This window comes from Lentzea sp. NBC_00516, assembly GCF_036346835.1.
GTDB lineage: Bacteria > Actinomycetota > Actinomycetes > Mycobacteriales > Pseudonocardiaceae > Lentzea > Lentzea sokolovensis.
Map to the genome: position 1 here is coordinate 6,462,201 of NZ_CP107840.1, position 14,538 is coordinate 6,476,738.

The window sequence follows — 14,538 nt, forward strand, 5'->3', positions numbered from 1 at the left end:
GAACAAGCCCAACCCTCGACCCTCGATCGGGCTACAGCGGCCAGCGGAGGGTTCACGACGATGAACGGCGGACGCCCCATGATCAAACGCGAAGCCGAACGCGTCAGCCCCCGATGATGTGCCGCAGCTGAGCCAGCAAATCCGACCGGGACGTAGACCCCAGCCGCTGCCTCATCCGGGCCATGTGGTGCTCCACGGTCTTGGCGGAGATGAACAGCCGATCCCCCACCTGCTTGTAGGTCATCCCTTCCACCACCAGCTGAGCCACCTCCCGCTCCCGATCACTCAGCTTCCCGGCGTCCTCGACGACCGGAGCGGCGTCCTCGGCCCCACGCCGAACAGAAACGGGCCGCCCCTGCAACAACCGGGCACAGTCCAGCAGCCGAACCATCGCCTGCCGATCGGAAGTCCGGATCGCGGCCTGCCCAGCCAACCGGGAGGCATCCCACCAAAGCCCGACCGCGTGCAACCCGCGAGCAGCCTCCTCGACCCGATCAGCGTCGACCTCGCCGGCCACCACGTCCAGCCAGCACTCGGCAGCCGCGGACAGAATCGCGCAGTACCGGCTCCGCTCCCGATGAACGGCCAACGCGGCCGCATGCTCCTCAGCAGCAGCGGTGTTCTCGTCGATGATCGCCGCGTGCAGCAGACTCCAGTGCAACTGCGTGGCCCACAACGGCGGATTTCCCAGCGACCGCAACAGAGCGGCAGCCTGCGCGAGATGCGGCGCCAGCCGCTCGTGATCCCTCAACCGAGCAGCAGCCGCGGCGAACTCCCCCAACGGCAACAGGCTGAACAGATCCACCGGATGCCGAAGAACAGCCTCGCAAGCCTGCTCCCACGTCCGCCGCAACGTGGCCAGATCGGAGTTCCGCCGGGCGACACCCATCTCGAGGGCCACCGCGAAGATCCAGTCACGGGGTTCGAAAGCCCCCCGAACGGACATCAACGTCTCGCGAGCCACGGCCAGGTTCCCGCGCAACATGTGCAGCCAAGCCTGCAACAACCGGTGCCGCACGGACATCAGCACGCCACCGGTACCGGTCTCGACCGCGCGATCCAGCACCGACTCCGCCACGTTCGGCTCACCGCAGTGCACCGCGACCAGCGCGGCCAGCGCAGCCGGGCTGTCCGGCAACAACACCGCACCGCCCGCAGGTTCGAGCATCGACGAAGCACGGACCAAAGTGGACAGTGCGGCGGTCTCCGCACCGACAACCGACTGCCGAACCCCCTGCAACATCAGTGAGGCCGCACCACCGAGCATCGTCGGCGGCTGCGGGGGCGTCTCCTCGAACAGGTGCCCGGTGCCGATCAACCCGATCCCGGCAAAGGCAGCCGCGTAAGGAGTGGCGGCCCACCGGAACAACTCGGTGCTGCGCGCCAGCTGCCCGCGGTGAGCCAAGGCGACAGCCGCCACCTCGGCCGCGGTCCGGCGATGCGGCGAATCGGCAACGCTGATGACCTGGTCGGCAAGGCGAAGAGCGCCGTCCAGATCGCCCGCCATCGCCGACGCCGTCGCCCACGAAGCGGCGGTCTCGGCAGCAGGAACTCCGCCCCCGGTCGAGGCCTTGAACAGCCGGGCCGCAAGAGCAGGATCCGAAGCCAAAGCCTCACGAGCGGCGGCAACGAACACGGGCCCGCCGATGCCGGTGTCGAGCAACGGCCGTACCAACTCCAGAACGGGACCACCGCGGTCGAGCTGGAGCTGGGCCAGCTTCTGCCGCACCGCGATCCGGCGCTCAGCACGGGTCAACGACCCCACGGCCCGCGAAGCAAGCGGCAGCAGGGTGCCGTCCTCGGCGAGCAGACCGGTGGCGCGGGCGGCCTCGATGATGTCGCTGACCTCGTCGAAGTCCTTGTCCAGCAACGCGGACAGCAGATCCAGGCGCTGGGCGGCCCCGGCTTCGGCGGCCAGCAGGAACTTCTGCAGATCGGGGTCGAGCCAGTCCAGTTCGGCGCGGAACGCACTCAGCACGTCGGAAGAGACCTCGGCGACAGCGCCAAGACGCTCCACGAACAGAGGCACACCGCCTGTCTGCGCGAACACGAAGTCAGCAACGGCTTTAGGAGCGTTCAGCAGTTCACGAACTGCCTCACGGGAAAGTGGCTCCAACGGCACGACGACCGCGCCACGGGTCAGTTCGGCGAGCAGCGCACGCCGCGGCCACGGGCGGTAGGCCAGCGCCAAAAGTGGTTCGGAGGCAAGTGCGCGCAACGAAGCATCGTCCAGCAGGTGCGCGTCGTCGACCACGCGCACAGCGGTGTTGGTGATCTCCGAAAGCAGCGCTGTCTTGCCGTAACCACCAGGCGCCGCAACGACAACGCGCAGGCGGTCACCTGCGGCTGCGTCGTTGATCCGGTCGAGGACGCCTCGCACTGGGGCGTCCAGCACCAACCTGGCTCGCGTGGTCACGCTCAACGGCCGTCCTCATCATCGTCTCGGGATCGGGAGCCGGAGCGGCGTCCGGCGGGCTTCAGCGCGCTCGCGACGCGCTTCACCCGCCTCGGCGGCAGCTCCAGCGGGGACACGTCCACCGGCGGGCGGGGCGGTGGCGCGGAGAACTCGTCGTCGTCGGGGTTCGGGACCTCGCCGACGGGGAAGCGCAACGACGCTTCGCGGGTGTGCACCAGGACCGACGTGTCGAGCGGCGCCGGTTCGGCCTCGGGGCCCATCAGCACCAGGCGCGCGGCGACCGCGAGGCCCTTGGCGACCGAGTGCTCGGGGGCTGCCTCGGCCAGCACCCGGCAGTCGACCGCGGACGACAGCGCGTCGCCGATCACCGGCATCCGGCAGCCTCCGCCGACGAGCAGCACGGCGTCGGGCTGCACGGTGCCCAGGGCGCGGACGAAGGTGCCGACCAGGTGGTCGACGGACGGCCGGATCTCGTCCACGAACTCGTCCCGCGCGATCTCCACGCCGCTGACCACCACGGACTGACCGGACGGGCCGAACGCCCGCTTCGCCGCCTCGCACTCGGCGGACGACACGAGGCCGTCCTTGCCGAGCCGGCCTCGCACCAGTCCCAGCAGCAGGTCGTCGAAGTCGGCACCGGTGTGGTGGTCGACGCCGTCGACGTGGTTGAGCAGTTCGAACGTCCGTTTCTGCGCACGCCGGACGACCGACGCGGAGAACGCGTGGCTGCCCAGCGAGAACACCGCCAATGACGCGTCAGGCACCACACGGGAACGCACGGCGTGGTTCTCGGCCGCCGCCAACGGCTCCGGCACCAGCGTCACGTCGTGCATTCCGACGGCCCGCAACGCCGCGTGGAGCTGGCCTCGGCGATAGGGGCCCCACCCGGCCGGGTGGCTCACTGCCAGGTGACGGGGCTGTTCACCCTCTCGGGCGACCACCTCACCGGCGACCCACATGATCAGCAACGCGGTGAGCTCCTCGGCCGTGCACACCTCCGGACCCAGCGCGAACGGCACCGCATCACCGATCCGGCGGGCGAAACCGGAAGCGGTCCACCCGACCGCGCCGCGCTCGCCGACCGTGAACGTTCCTGCGTCCGTGAGCTGCAAGAACGAGGGCACCACGAGGGCGATCTCGGCATCCCGGGCGCCGTCGAGGCGGCACACGGCAGCCGTCGTCCGGGTGGTGCCGACATCCACTCCCAGTACGTACACCAAGTCTCTTCCTCACCTGTTCGCAGCAGCGACCAGTACCTACACGGGTGAACAAGTGGCACTCAAGCGAGGCCCCTAATCCCCTAGGGGGTCAACGACCGTCACCCCATTGGGGAACGGGGATTCACTGGGAGTGATCCCCGATGCAGGTGGCGGCCTCGCTCTCATAACTTTCAGCCACACACCCCGAACGACATCCGCGTCTCACCAGGAGTGCCCTCAGATGACCCAGCCCAGCACGCTCCACGACTTCGTGCTCAACCTGCTCAGCGACCCGTCGCTCAAGGACGCGTTCGCGGCCGACGCTCAGGGCACCCTGGAGCAGGCTGGCCTGGCCGACATCACGGCCGTCGACGTGCAGGAAGTCATCCCGCTGGTGATCGACCTGCTGCCCGCCACCCCCGCTGGCCTGCCCGCCATCGACGGTGTGGACCTGGCCCTGCCCACCGACACCCTCCTCGCGGACGGCCCGCTCGGCGCCATCAGCCAGCTGCAGGCGGTCGCGTCTCAGCTGACCTCGTCGGGCGTGAGCCTCAGCGACCTGCACACGTCGTCGGCCGGCGTGCTCGCGGCGGACGAGAACGGCTTCAACCTCATCGCGGCCAACAAGACCCTCGGCCAGTACACGTCGACCAACATCGGCCTCGACGGCGACTTCTCCGCCGTCGGCGACGTGACGAGCGTCCTCGACCAGACCGCGTCGCCGCTCACCGGCACCGTGCTGGACGTGGCCGACACCGCCACCGCGACCGTCGACGCGCCGCTGGACGGCGTCACCTCGGCCGTTCCCGGCGTGGACGGCGTCCTCGGCCACCTGGGCGGCGTGACGGGTCTCGCCCACGACGCCCTCGGCGTGCTGGGTGGCAGCGGCGCCGACCTCGGTGTCCTGAACGTCTCCGGCCTGGGCGACCTCGCCGACGGCAACCTCACGGCGCACTCCACCGAGACCGTCATCACCGCCGAGCACACCGCGGCCGGCGTCGTCGACACCGCCACGAGCCTCACCGGCACCGCGACCGGCCTGGTCGGCGACCACGGCGTCGGCAACGTGCTCGGCACCGTCACCGACGTGACCCACAACGTCCCGGTCGTCGGCGACCTGGACCTGGGCCTGCTCGGCTGAGCCACCCTCCCGACGCGGACCGGCCCTGTCTCTCGTGGACAGGGCCGGTTCGTCGTCTCGGCTGACAAAACGATCAAAACCGTTCACGTTTCGCTCGGTGAGCAACGTCACCGTCCTTCCGAACAGCCCCGTCTGGCCGAACAAAACCGGTATCGCGTTCGAGGCTTTCACCCAAGGGGGTGAACACGGCACTATGAGTCAGGTGATGGCACCGCCCTGGCTCGACGTGCTCGACGAGACGATCGGGGCCTGCGTCACGCACCGGAGGCCCGATCTGGAGGCCCGGCTGCGCGAAAAGCGGGCACAGCAACTCGACCCGAAGTTGCGCGTTCTCGTCGTCGGCGAGTCCAAACAAGGCAAGAGCCAGCTCGTCAACGCGTTGCTCAACGCCCCCGTCTGCGCGGTGGGCGACGACATCACGACGACTGTGCCGACCTTCGTCCAGCACGCCGACACCCCGTCGGCGGCGCTGGTCCGCAACGCGTCCGCGGGCGGATCGATCTTCCACACACCGACCGAGCGCATCGCCGTGCCGATCGACCAGGTGACGAAACAGGCCGCCGCGCAGCACGTCGTGCGGGCCGAGATCGGCATTCCGCGCGCGCTGCTCGACAGCGGCCTGGTCCTGATCGACACCCCCGGCGTCGGCGACACCCGGTCCGCGCACACCGCCAGCACGTTCGCGACGCTGATGCAGGCCGACGCCGTGCTGCTGGTCTCCGACGCGACCGGTGAGCTGACGTCGGCGGAGATGACGCTGCTCAAGAAGGTCATGGAGGCCTGTCCGAACGTCACCGTGGTCGTCACCAAGATCGACCTCGTGCCGAGCTGGCGCAGCGTCGTGGAGCGCAACAGGGCCCTGCTCGCCCGCGCCGGCGTCCGCGCGAAGCTCATCCCGGTGTCGAGCGCGCTCAGGCTGCGCGCCGCGAAGACCGGCGACCAGCGACTCAACGCCGAGTCCGGGTTCCCGGAGCTGGTGACGTGCGTGCAGAGCGACATCGTGGCGAGCGCCGAGCTGCTGGCCCGCCGCGCCGTCGCCGTCGTCGCCTCGAGTGCGATCACGCAGCTCGTCACGCCGTTGCGCGAGGAGCTGACGGCGCACGACTCGTCCCGCACGGTCGCCACGATCTCGACGCTGCAGGAGGCCCAGCGACGGGTCGACGAGCTGCGGCGCCGGTCCGCGCGCTGGCAGAACGTGCTCAACGACGAGATGGCAGACCTGATCTCCGACGTCGAGTACGACCTCCGCGACCGCACCCGCAAGATCCTGCGCGAGGTCGACAAGACCTACGACGAGGCCGACCCCGCGATCGCCTGGGACAAGTTCGAGCAGTGGCTGGAGGACAACCTCAACGAGGCCGCCACCACGAACTTCGCCTGGCTGATGGAACGCGCGGAGTGGGTGGCCACGAAGGTCGCCAAGAACTTCCCCGTCTACCGCGAGGACCTGATCCCCGGCTCGGTGCTGCCGGACGACCTGCTCGAACCGGTGAGCAAGCTGGAGAAGCCGAAGATCGAGCCGTTCTCCGTGCCGCAGAAGCTCTTCACCGGTCTGCGCGGCTCCTACGGCGGCGTGCTGATGTTCGGCCTGGTCACCTCGCTGGCGGGCATGCCGCTGATCAACGTGATCTCGCTCGGCGCCGGCGCGCTGTTCGGCGGGAAGTCCATTTTGGACGAGAGCGACCAACGGCTGAAGCGCCGCCAGGCAGCCGCGAAGGCCGCCGCCCAACGGCACGTGGACGACTTCTTCATGAAGTTCTCCAAGGACGTCCGCGACTCCGGGCGGCACATCCAGCGCTCGCTGCGCAACCACTTCAGCACGCTCGCCGAAGAGCTGCAGGAGACGTTGCTGGAGTCGGCCCGCAGCGCCAAGCGCGCGGTGCAGGACGACCAGACCGAACGCGAGCGCAGGATGCGGGAAGGCCGCAAGGAGCTGGACAAACTCGTCACGCTCTACAAGCGGGTACAGGCACTCGGGGGTCCGGCGATGGAGCTCACCGCGTGACATTGGACCGCGTCGTCTGGTCGATGCTGCAAGAGGCGCTGGGCGTCTACCGCGACAGCCCCCGCGCCACGGCCTGGCTGCGCTCGCACGTCGAGCGCTACACCGAACCCGTGCGGATCGCGGTGGCCGGCCGGTCGCGGATCGGCAAGTCCACTGTGGTCAACGCTCTGGTCGGCGACGAGTTCACGCCGCAGGGCTCGTTCGTCTGGTACCGCGGCGGCACCGAGCCACGCGCGCAGGTGTTCGCCGGACCCGGCCGGCCGCACGACGTCCCGATCGGCAGGCGGGGCAGCCGCAACCACGTCGAGACCGGCCAGTTCGACCGCGCCGACCGGATCGTCGTCGACTGGCCCGCGCGGACGTTGCGCGACGTCGTGCTGATCGACACCCCGTCCGAGGCCACGCCGGAGCAGGTGCTCGGTGACGCGGACGCGTTGCTGTACCTGATGCGGCACGTGCAGGACGAGGACCTGAAGTTCCTGCAGTCCGCCAACGACCACCCGATCGCCCGCACCGCCGCCGTGCACACGGTCGCGGTGCTCGCCCGTGCCGACGAGATCGGGGCCGGGCGGATCGACGCGCTGTCGTCCGCCAAGCAGATCGCCCGCCGCTACCGCCGTGACGTGGCCGTGGAGCCGTTGTGCCAGAACGTGGTCTCGGTCGCCGGGCTGCTGGCGGTGGCCGCGAAGACGTTGCGGGAGGACGAGTTCGCCGCGTTGCGCGTGCTGTCGTCGCTGGGCCGCGAGGAGCTGGAGGACCACCTGCTGTCGGCCGACCGGTTCGCCGGCGAGCAGTTCCCGCTGACGATGGAACCGGCCGTGCGGCAGGCGTTGCTGGAGCGGTTCGGGATCTTCGGCGTCCGCCTGATCACCGCGTTGATCAGGCAGGGCTTCGACTCGCAGGTGAAGCTGACCGGACAGCTGGTGCAGCGCAGCGGGCTCGGCGAGCTGCGCGACTCGATCGCGGTCCACTTCGTCGAACGCCGCGAGATCCTCAAGGCGCGCTCGGCGCTGCTGGCGCTCGACGTGCTGTTCCGGATGGAGCCGCGGCAGAACGCCCGCAAGCTGATGGCCGACCTCGAACGGGTCGTCGCCTCCGCGCACGACTTCCGCGAGTTGCGACTCGTGGCGGCGCTGCAGTCCGGACGGACGAAGCTGCCCGCCGAACTCCAGGCGGAGGCGTTGCGGATCATCGGCGCCGAGGGCGTCGCTCCGTTGGCACGGCTGGGTTTCGAGTACGAGGCCGACGCGCGGGAGTTGCGCGAGGCCCTGCTCGACGCGCTGCTCCGGTGGCAGGCGCAGGCCGCGGACGTCCACGCGTCTCACGAGCACCGGAAGGCCGCGCAGATCGTGGTCCGCACGTGCGAGGGGCTACTCCCCCAGTTCAGCTGAGGCACGATGGTCGCCATGGAACTCGTGCGGTGGGAGGACGAGCACTTCGGCTACATGCTGCGGTGGGCGTCCGATCCTCGGATGACGGCGTACGTCGGCAACGGCATGCCCTGGACTCCGGACTACGTGGCGGAACGGCACGAACAGGCGCTGCGGCACTGGGAGGACCACGGCTTCGGCCTGCACGTGGTCGTCGAGGACGGCGTGGTCATCGGCCTGGCGCAGATGCTCGACGGCGACCTCGGCGAGATCGAGATCGGCTACTGGATCGACCCGGCGCACTGGGGACGTGGCGTCGCCTCCCAGGTCGCCGTGGAGTTGCGGGACAAGGCGCTCGCCATCGCCGACCGGGTCATCGCCGGGACCGACGCGCGCAACGTCGCGTCCGGCCGGGTGCTGGAGAAGGCCGGGCTGACCTACTTCACCAGCAAGAACCTGCACGGAAGACTTCAGCACCGCTACGCGTTGGACCGGGGTATGAGCGACAAGGGCGTACTGCGGTACAGCGCGTTCACCACCGATCCGGCCGGCGGGAACCCGGCGGGCGTGGTGCTCGACGCGTCCGATCTGACCGACGACGAGATGCTCGCCATCGCCGCGAAGGTGGGCTACTCGGAGACGGCGTTCGTGCTGCCGCGGGCCGAGCGCTCGTTCGACGTGCGGTACTTCAGCCCGAAGGCCGAGGTGCCGTTCTGCGGGCACGCCACGATCGCCACGTCCGTCGCGCTGGCCGAGCGGATCGGCGACGGGCCGCTGACGTTCCACACGCCGGCCGGTGAGATCACCATCGAGACCTCCGGCGGCACCGCGTCGCTGACCAGCGTGCCGACCGACAGTTCCGTCGCGGACCCGGCCCTGGTTTCCGCGGCTTTGGAAGCGTTGGGGTACAAGGAGATCGGCGACGGGCCGGTGCACGTCGGCTTCGGCGGGGCACGGCATCTGCTGATCCCGGTGCGCGACCGCGAGCAGCTGCGCGAGCTGGACTACGACTTCGACGCGTTGCGCGACCTGATGCTGGCGCACGACCTGACGACGGTGCACCTGTTCTGGCGCGAGTCCGCGGAGTTGGTGCACGCCCGCGACCCGTTCCCGGTCGGGGGTGTGGTCGAGGACGCGGCGACGGGCGCCGCCGCGGCCGCTTTCGGTGGCTACCTGCGCGATCTCGAAGGGCCGCAGCGGTTCGTCATCAGCCAGGGCGAGGACATGGGCAGGCCGTCGCGGCTGGAGGTCGACGCGACTCGCGAGGACCGCCGGGTGGTCGTGACGGGCGCGGCGGTCCCTATCCGCTGATCCGCTCCAGCACCACGACGGGGATCTCGCGATCGGTCTTCTGCTGGTAGTCGTCGTAGTCCGGCCAGACCTCGGTCATCAGCTTCCACAGCCGGTCCCGCTCGTCGGGCCCGGCCGTGCGGGCGCGCGCCTGGAACTTCTCCGCCGCCACCTGGACGTCGACCACGGGTTCCTCTTCGAGGTTGAGGTACCAGGCGGGGTGCGTGGGCTTGCCTCCCTGCGACGCCACGACCACGTGGTCGTCGCCGGAGGGCTGGTAGATGAGCGCCGTGCGCCGCATCTCGCCGCTCTTGCGTCCCTTGGTGGTCAGCAGCAACGTGTGCACGCCCGGCCGCCATTCGTGGCCCTCGGCGCCGTTGGTCTCGACGTACTTCTGGATGTGCTCGTTGACCCAGCTCGTGGGAGAGTCCTTCACCGCCATGGGTTCGACGCTACTGCCGCGGAGCGCAGGGTGCGCGACAGCAGCGTCGAACCGAGGGGTGCGCACCCTCCCGCGCCGGACCCTCGGGCGCTGCCGCAAGCGCCGGGCCGGATGATCGATCGAAAGTCACTATGCCCCGATCGAAGGGTGGCGGTGCATTCAGAAGGGGGATACAAGGTCTTTATGCCCGAGTTGGAGCTCCGCCACCTTCGCGCGGTACGAACTATCGCCGAAGAAGGCAGCGTCACCAGGGCCGCGACGCGGCTCGGACTCACCCAACCCGCCCTGTCCGCCCAGCTGCGCACCGTCGAACGCCTCGTCGGTGGCCAGCTCTTCGACCGAACGCGCAACGGTTGCGTCCCAACGGACCTGGGGCGCCGAGTGCTGGGCACCGCCCGGTTGGTGCTCGACGAGATGGCGCAGCTGATGGCCAACACCCGGGAGACCGACCGGCGTGGGCCGCTGATCTTCGGCTGCATCCCGATCCTGTACTTCGCCTCGGTAGTCGAGGGGCTTCGGGCGCTCAACGCCGACGTGCGCGCGGAGGTTCGGCCTTCGTCCGCGGAGATCGTGGACATGCTGGAGGCCGGGCAGGTCCACGTGGCGTTGTTCGAGTTCTTCGACGGGATGCACGCGCGGGATCTGGCCGGGATCGAGCTGCGGAAGCTCGTGACCGAGCCGGCGTTCGTGGCGTTGCCGGAGACCGATCCGCTGGCCTTGCTGGACGAGGTCGACCTCGCTGATCTTGCTGACCGGGACTGGGTCACGCCGCCCAAGCAGCACATCGGCAGCCGGACGCAGATGTTCCAGGCCTGTGCGGATGCCGGGTTCGTGCCTCGGCTCACCCATCACACCGGGGAGGCCAGCATGGCTCGCGGGCTGGTCGCTGGGGGGTGCGTGTCGTTCGCCGCCGCGCCGTCCCGGACCGGGGAGGGGATCGTGATCCGGCGGTTGCGGGGGATGCCGTTGATGACCGACATCTTCGTGGCCACCCGAAGGGATTCGCCGGTGGCCGGGCGGGCGCACGAGGTGTTCGCGTGCGCCGCCGACGCCTACCGGTCGGTGCTGGACCGGAACCCGGAGTACCGCAAGTGGTGGGACGCGCATCCGGAGGCGCATCCGGAGTTCAACTAGACGGCGATCGGCGTGGAGGGGCGGCCGATCAGCTTCTCCAGGTCCGGACGGACCTCGGCGAACACGCCCTCGCGGATCGCCACGAAGAAGTCGACCACGAACGCGGGCAGACCCGCCGCGATCAGGTCGTCGTCGCTGACGTCGCGGAACCTGTCGCCGGCGAGCTCCGGGAACGACCAGGAGGTCGAGCCGGTGAGCTCGTAGACCTGGTTCTCGTGGCCGCCGGTGGTGAGCGCGACGGCGGCGGCGAGGGCGAAGTCGTCACGTGCCGCGCTCGCGACGCGGCCGTCCTTCGTGGAGACCGCGACGGTCTCGCCGGAGAGGGCGCCGAGGTAGTTCTCGTGGTACATGCCGTTGCGCAGGAACGTGAACGGGATGCCGGTGGCCCGGATGGCCTCCTCGGTGGCCTTGTGGACCACCGCCACGCCGACGGTCGAGGTGTCCGCGTCAGTGAGGCTCGTGTAGAAGATGTGGCCCACGCCGTGCTCCACCGCCTTGGCGATGGCGTTCTTGTGCTGCTGGATGCGGGTGTCCGTGTCGGGGGCCTCGCCGGACACGATCAGCAGCTTGTCGGCGCCGGTGAAGTTCAGGGTCTCGGGCTGCTCGAAGTCGCCCTGGCGGACCTCGACGCCGTCGAGCGTGAACTTCTCCGGGCTGCGCACGGACACGATGACCTGCTCGTCCGTGCGGGCGAGGACGTGGCGGACCACTGCGTTGCCGAGCTGGCCGGTTGCTCCGGTGATGAGGATCGTCATAGCCACAAAGCTAGGGATAGCGCTAACCTTTCGTAAGTACCCACTTTGAAGTTGGGTACTTACGTGGAGGTGAGCATGCAGGTCACGATGTGTCCTGAGCGGGCGGTCATGGAGCACGTCACAAGCCGGTGGGGCGTGCTGGTGCTGCAGGCGCTCTCCAACGGGGAGGCGTGGCGGTTCAGCGAACTGCGGCGTGAGCTGCAGCTCGCCAGCGAGAAGATGCTCACGCAGACGTTGCGGACGCTGGAGCGGGACGGGTTCGTGCATCGCGAGGTCTATCCGGTCATCCCGCCGCACGTCGAGTACTCACTGACGCCTCTCGGCAAGGGTGCGGCGAACCACCTCGTGGCGCTCGCCCACTGGATCGCGGCGAACCAGCCCGAGGTCACCCAGGCGCAGGAACGCTATGACGCCCCCTGAGCCCGGCCGGAGTGTCGACAGGGAGACATCGGGTCAGTCACCCGATTGCGCAGTGTTAGTTCTCACTAAGTCCCTATAAACGCGGGTCGATCATCGGATGGGTCACGATCAGGGGGCGCCATCCGGCCCCTCGGGCTGGCACAATGGACCAATGGCCCAACCGTTCACCGACGAAAGCCATCCGGCGGAGCCCTATCCGGGCACTCGTCCAGACCACTGTTTCGTCCACGTCGACGAAACGGGCTGGCCAGTGCGACCGGACCTCACGATGGAGTCGGGATGGCGAGTTGAGCCGGAGAACATCGACCTAGACCAATGGTTGGCGAACCACGGCGAGGCCCCGTTGGCGACCCGGATGCCGGTGCTCGGCTACGGCTCGAACGCCAACCCGAGCAAGCTCACCTGGCTTCGCGAAGAGCTCGGACTTGAAGGCCCCGCGGTCGTGCTACGCGCACGATGCGAGGGCCTTTCTGCTGTCTGGGCCGCCGGTTTGCGCATGCGCGACGGCCAGCGCCCCGCCACCCTCGCGGGGGCTCCCGGCGTCACCGAGGAGCACTCCATCTGGTTCGCCACGCCTGAGCAGCTGCGTGTGCTGGACCGCTGTGAGGGACGCGGGCTGCGCTATCGCCTCGCGCGTGTCCACACGGGCCGCGTGGTGCTCTACAACGGTGGTGTCATCGACAGCGTTCTGGCCTACACGGCCGGCTCCAAGAAGCGGATGCCCGTGCTCTTCAACGGCCGTATGGTCCGTTGCGCGGACGTCTCGCAGCGAGGTGCCCGCGTGCTGGGCGAAAGGGCCGCGATGAGCGACGGACTGGACGTCACCGAGATCCACGGCGAGCCGTCCGCCGACGACTGGCCAGAGCTGCTCTTCGTCTACGGCACGCTCCAGCCGGGCGCAAACGCTTGGCACCTGATGGAGCCGCACGTGGTGGAGTCCGAGGAGACCCATCTGCCCGGCACGTTGTTCGACACGGGCATGGGCTACCCCGCGCTGCGTCCCGGCGCCGGGCTGGGCGTGCCGGGCTTCGTGCTGCGGCTCAGGTCGCCCGAGGACGCGCTGCCGTTGCTCGACGAGTACGAGGGCGAGGACTACCGCCGCGTGCGCGTCGTGCTGCCCGACGGCCGGATCGCGTGGACGTACATCTGGACCGCTGCGGTGAAGGGCATGTCCGAACTGCCGGACGGCTGGGACGTCCACCAGATACGGTGAATTTTCGGCACGGTGTGTGGGCTAGTTGATATTTGGGCACATCCTTCGGTGGTAGGAGGTGCACCCATGACTCGTCGTCTGATCGCTTGCGGACTGGTGCTCACCGCGTTTGCCGCCGTAACGGCTTGTGGGACGAGAACCCCGGACAACGCCTCGCAAACGCTGCCGACGTCCACGTCGCCGTCGTCATCGTCGGCACCCGCCTCGTCCACCGCCCCGGCCGGCAACTCCGGCGCGGCCGCTCCGGCCGTGAAGCGCTGCGACTCGGCCGCGCTCAAGGGCGAGGTCGCCCCCACGGACGCCGGCGCGGGCAACAGGTACGGCAAGTTCGTCGTCACGAACTCCGGCACGATGCCGTGCACGCTCAACGGCTACAGCGGTTTCCAGCTGGAGAACGCCTCCGGCGCGGTGCCGACCAAGCTGGAGCGCAAGGCGGATCCGGGTCCGGCGGCGATGACGCTCGCACCGGGCGGCAAGGCCTCGGCGAACCTGCACTGGGGAGTCGTGCCGTCGGGCAACGAGCCCGTGGAGGGCCCGTGCCAGCCGGAGCCGTCGAAGGCCGCGGCCATTCCGCCGGACGAGACGGCGGCGCTGACCGTGCCGTGGACCCTTGGCCCCGTTTGTTCCGGTGGCCGGATCGAGATCAGCGCCTTCTACGCTTCGTAGATGCACGTACCTGGATGGCTCGCCGTGCTTCCGCACGGCGAGCGCATCGCCCGTTCACTGCGCACAGCCGGTGTTCCGGCCGCGGTGAGCGAGGACATCGAGGCGGTGGTGAAAGCCGCCGACAGACCGGTCGTCCTCATTGGACACTTCACCGGCGCACCCGCCGCGGTTCGTTATGCGCAAACGCATTCGGGGCTCGCCGCCCTGATCCTGGTCTCGCCGGTGCTCGGCATGTGGGACGGCGCGTCCAACGGGCTGGCCGACCTCATGGACGAGGTCAGCTTCGGCCCGGCGCTGGGCGACCTGCCGACGTTGTGGCTGCACGGGTCGGAGGACGAGATCGTGCCGATCTCGGACACCCGCGCGGGCACCGACCGGATCCGCGGATCCGCGTTCGAGGAGCACGTCGTGGACGGGCTGCTGACCGACGGCGAGGCCGTCACTCGGGTGCTGGAGTTCGTGCGGAGGGTCATCTGACACCATTTCG

General features: G+C 69.3%; 13 protein-coding genes. 9 read left to right on the forward strand and 4 right to left on the reverse strand.

Annotated elements, in window-relative coordinates:
* Positions 1-103: 103 nt before the first annotated feature.
* Positions 104-2,416, reverse strand: a complete 2,313-nt coding sequence (locus OG205_RS29185; RefSeq protein WP_330271206.1) for a helix-turn-helix transcriptional regulator — start codon at positions 2,414-2,416, stop codon at positions 104-106.
* 2 nt (positions 2,417-2,418) lie between these two features.
* Complete coding sequence (locus OG205_RS29190) at positions 2,419-3,633, reverse strand: Hsp70 family protein (protein WP_330271207.1); 1,215 nt, start codon at positions 3,631-3,633, stop codon at positions 2,419-2,421.
* Positions 3,634-3,856: 223 nt separating this feature from the next.
* Between OG205_RS29190 and OG205_RS29195 the strand changes: the two genes are divergently transcribed.
* From OG205_RS29195 to OG205_RS29210, 4 genes are all read left to right on the forward strand, one after another.
* On the forward strand, positions 3,857-4,756 hold the full coding sequence (locus tag OG205_RS29195; protein WP_330271208.1) for an IniB N-terminal domain-containing protein: 900 nt from the start codon (positions 3,857-3,859) through the stop codon (positions 4,754-4,756).
* A gap of 205 nt (positions 4,757-4,961) precedes the next feature.
* On the forward strand, positions 4,962-6,761 hold the full coding sequence (locus OG205_RS29200) for a dynamin family protein (protein ID WP_330271209.1): 1,800 nt from the start codon (positions 4,962-4,964) through the stop codon (positions 6,759-6,761).
* On the forward strand, positions 6,758-8,152 hold the full coding sequence (locus OG205_RS29205; protein WP_330271210.1) for a hypothetical protein: 1,395 nt from the start codon (positions 6,758-6,760) through the stop codon (positions 8,150-8,152). Before OG205_RS29200 ends, OG205_RS29205 begins: the two co-directional genes overlap by 4 nt.
* A gap of 15 nt (positions 8,153-8,167) precedes the next feature.
* A complete protein-coding gene (locus OG205_RS29210) occupies positions 8,168-9,442 on the forward strand; it encodes a PhzF family phenazine biosynthesis isomerase (RefSeq protein ID WP_330271211.1) in 1,275 nt (424 codons plus the stop codon).
* On the opposite strand, the gene OG205_RS29215 is transcribed toward OG205_RS29210, so the two are convergent.
* On the reverse strand, positions 9,432-9,863 hold the full coding sequence (locus OG205_RS29215) for a nitroreductase family deazaflavin-dependent oxidoreductase (RefSeq protein ID WP_330271212.1): 432 nt from the start codon (positions 9,861-9,863) through the stop codon (positions 9,432-9,434). The genes OG205_RS29210 and OG205_RS29215 overlap by 11 nt on opposite strands.
* 183 nt (positions 9,864-10,046) lie before the next feature.
* Between OG205_RS29215 and OG205_RS29220 the strand changes: the two genes are divergently transcribed.
* A complete protein-coding gene (locus tag OG205_RS29220) occupies positions 10,047-10,997 on the forward strand; it encodes a LysR family transcriptional regulator (protein ID WP_330271213.1) in 951 nt (316 codons plus the stop codon).
* On the opposite strand, the gene OG205_RS29225 is transcribed toward OG205_RS29220, so the two are convergent.
* Entirely contained in the window at positions 10,994-11,752 is a 759-nt protein-coding gene (locus OG205_RS29225) for an NmrA family NAD(P)-binding protein (protein WP_330271214.1), read from the reverse strand. The two genes, OG205_RS29220 and OG205_RS29225, sit on opposite strands and share 4 nt — an antisense overlap.
* Positions 11,753-11,827: 75 nt before the next feature.
* Here OG205_RS29225 and OG205_RS29230 point away from each other — a divergent pair, with 75 nt between their 5' ends.
* The 4 genes from OG205_RS29230 (at position 11,828) to OG205_RS29245 (ending at position 14,528) form a co-directional block, all read left to right on the forward strand.
* Positions 11,828-12,172, forward strand: coding sequence for a winged helix-turn-helix transcriptional regulator (locus OG205_RS29230; RefSeq protein ID WP_330271215.1), 345 nt, complete (start codon positions 11,828-11,830; stop codon positions 12,170-12,172).
* A 151-nt stretch (positions 12,173-12,323) separates the two neighbouring features.
* Positions 12,324-13,385 (forward strand): gamma-glutamylcyclotransferase, encoded by a 1,062-nt coding sequence (locus OG205_RS29235; protein WP_330271216.1) that lies wholly within the window; start codon positions 12,324-12,326, stop codon positions 13,383-13,385.
* Between the two features lie 66 nt (positions 13,386-13,451).
* Entirely contained in the window at positions 13,452-14,051 is a 600-nt protein-coding gene (locus tag OG205_RS29240; protein WP_330271217.1) for a DUF4232 domain-containing protein, read from the forward strand.
* A complete protein-coding gene (locus tag OG205_RS29245) occupies positions 14,052-14,528 on the forward strand; it encodes an alpha/beta hydrolase (RefSeq protein WP_330271218.1) in 477 nt (158 codons plus the stop codon).
* The last annotated feature ends 10 nt before the right edge of the window (positions 14,529-14,538 follow it).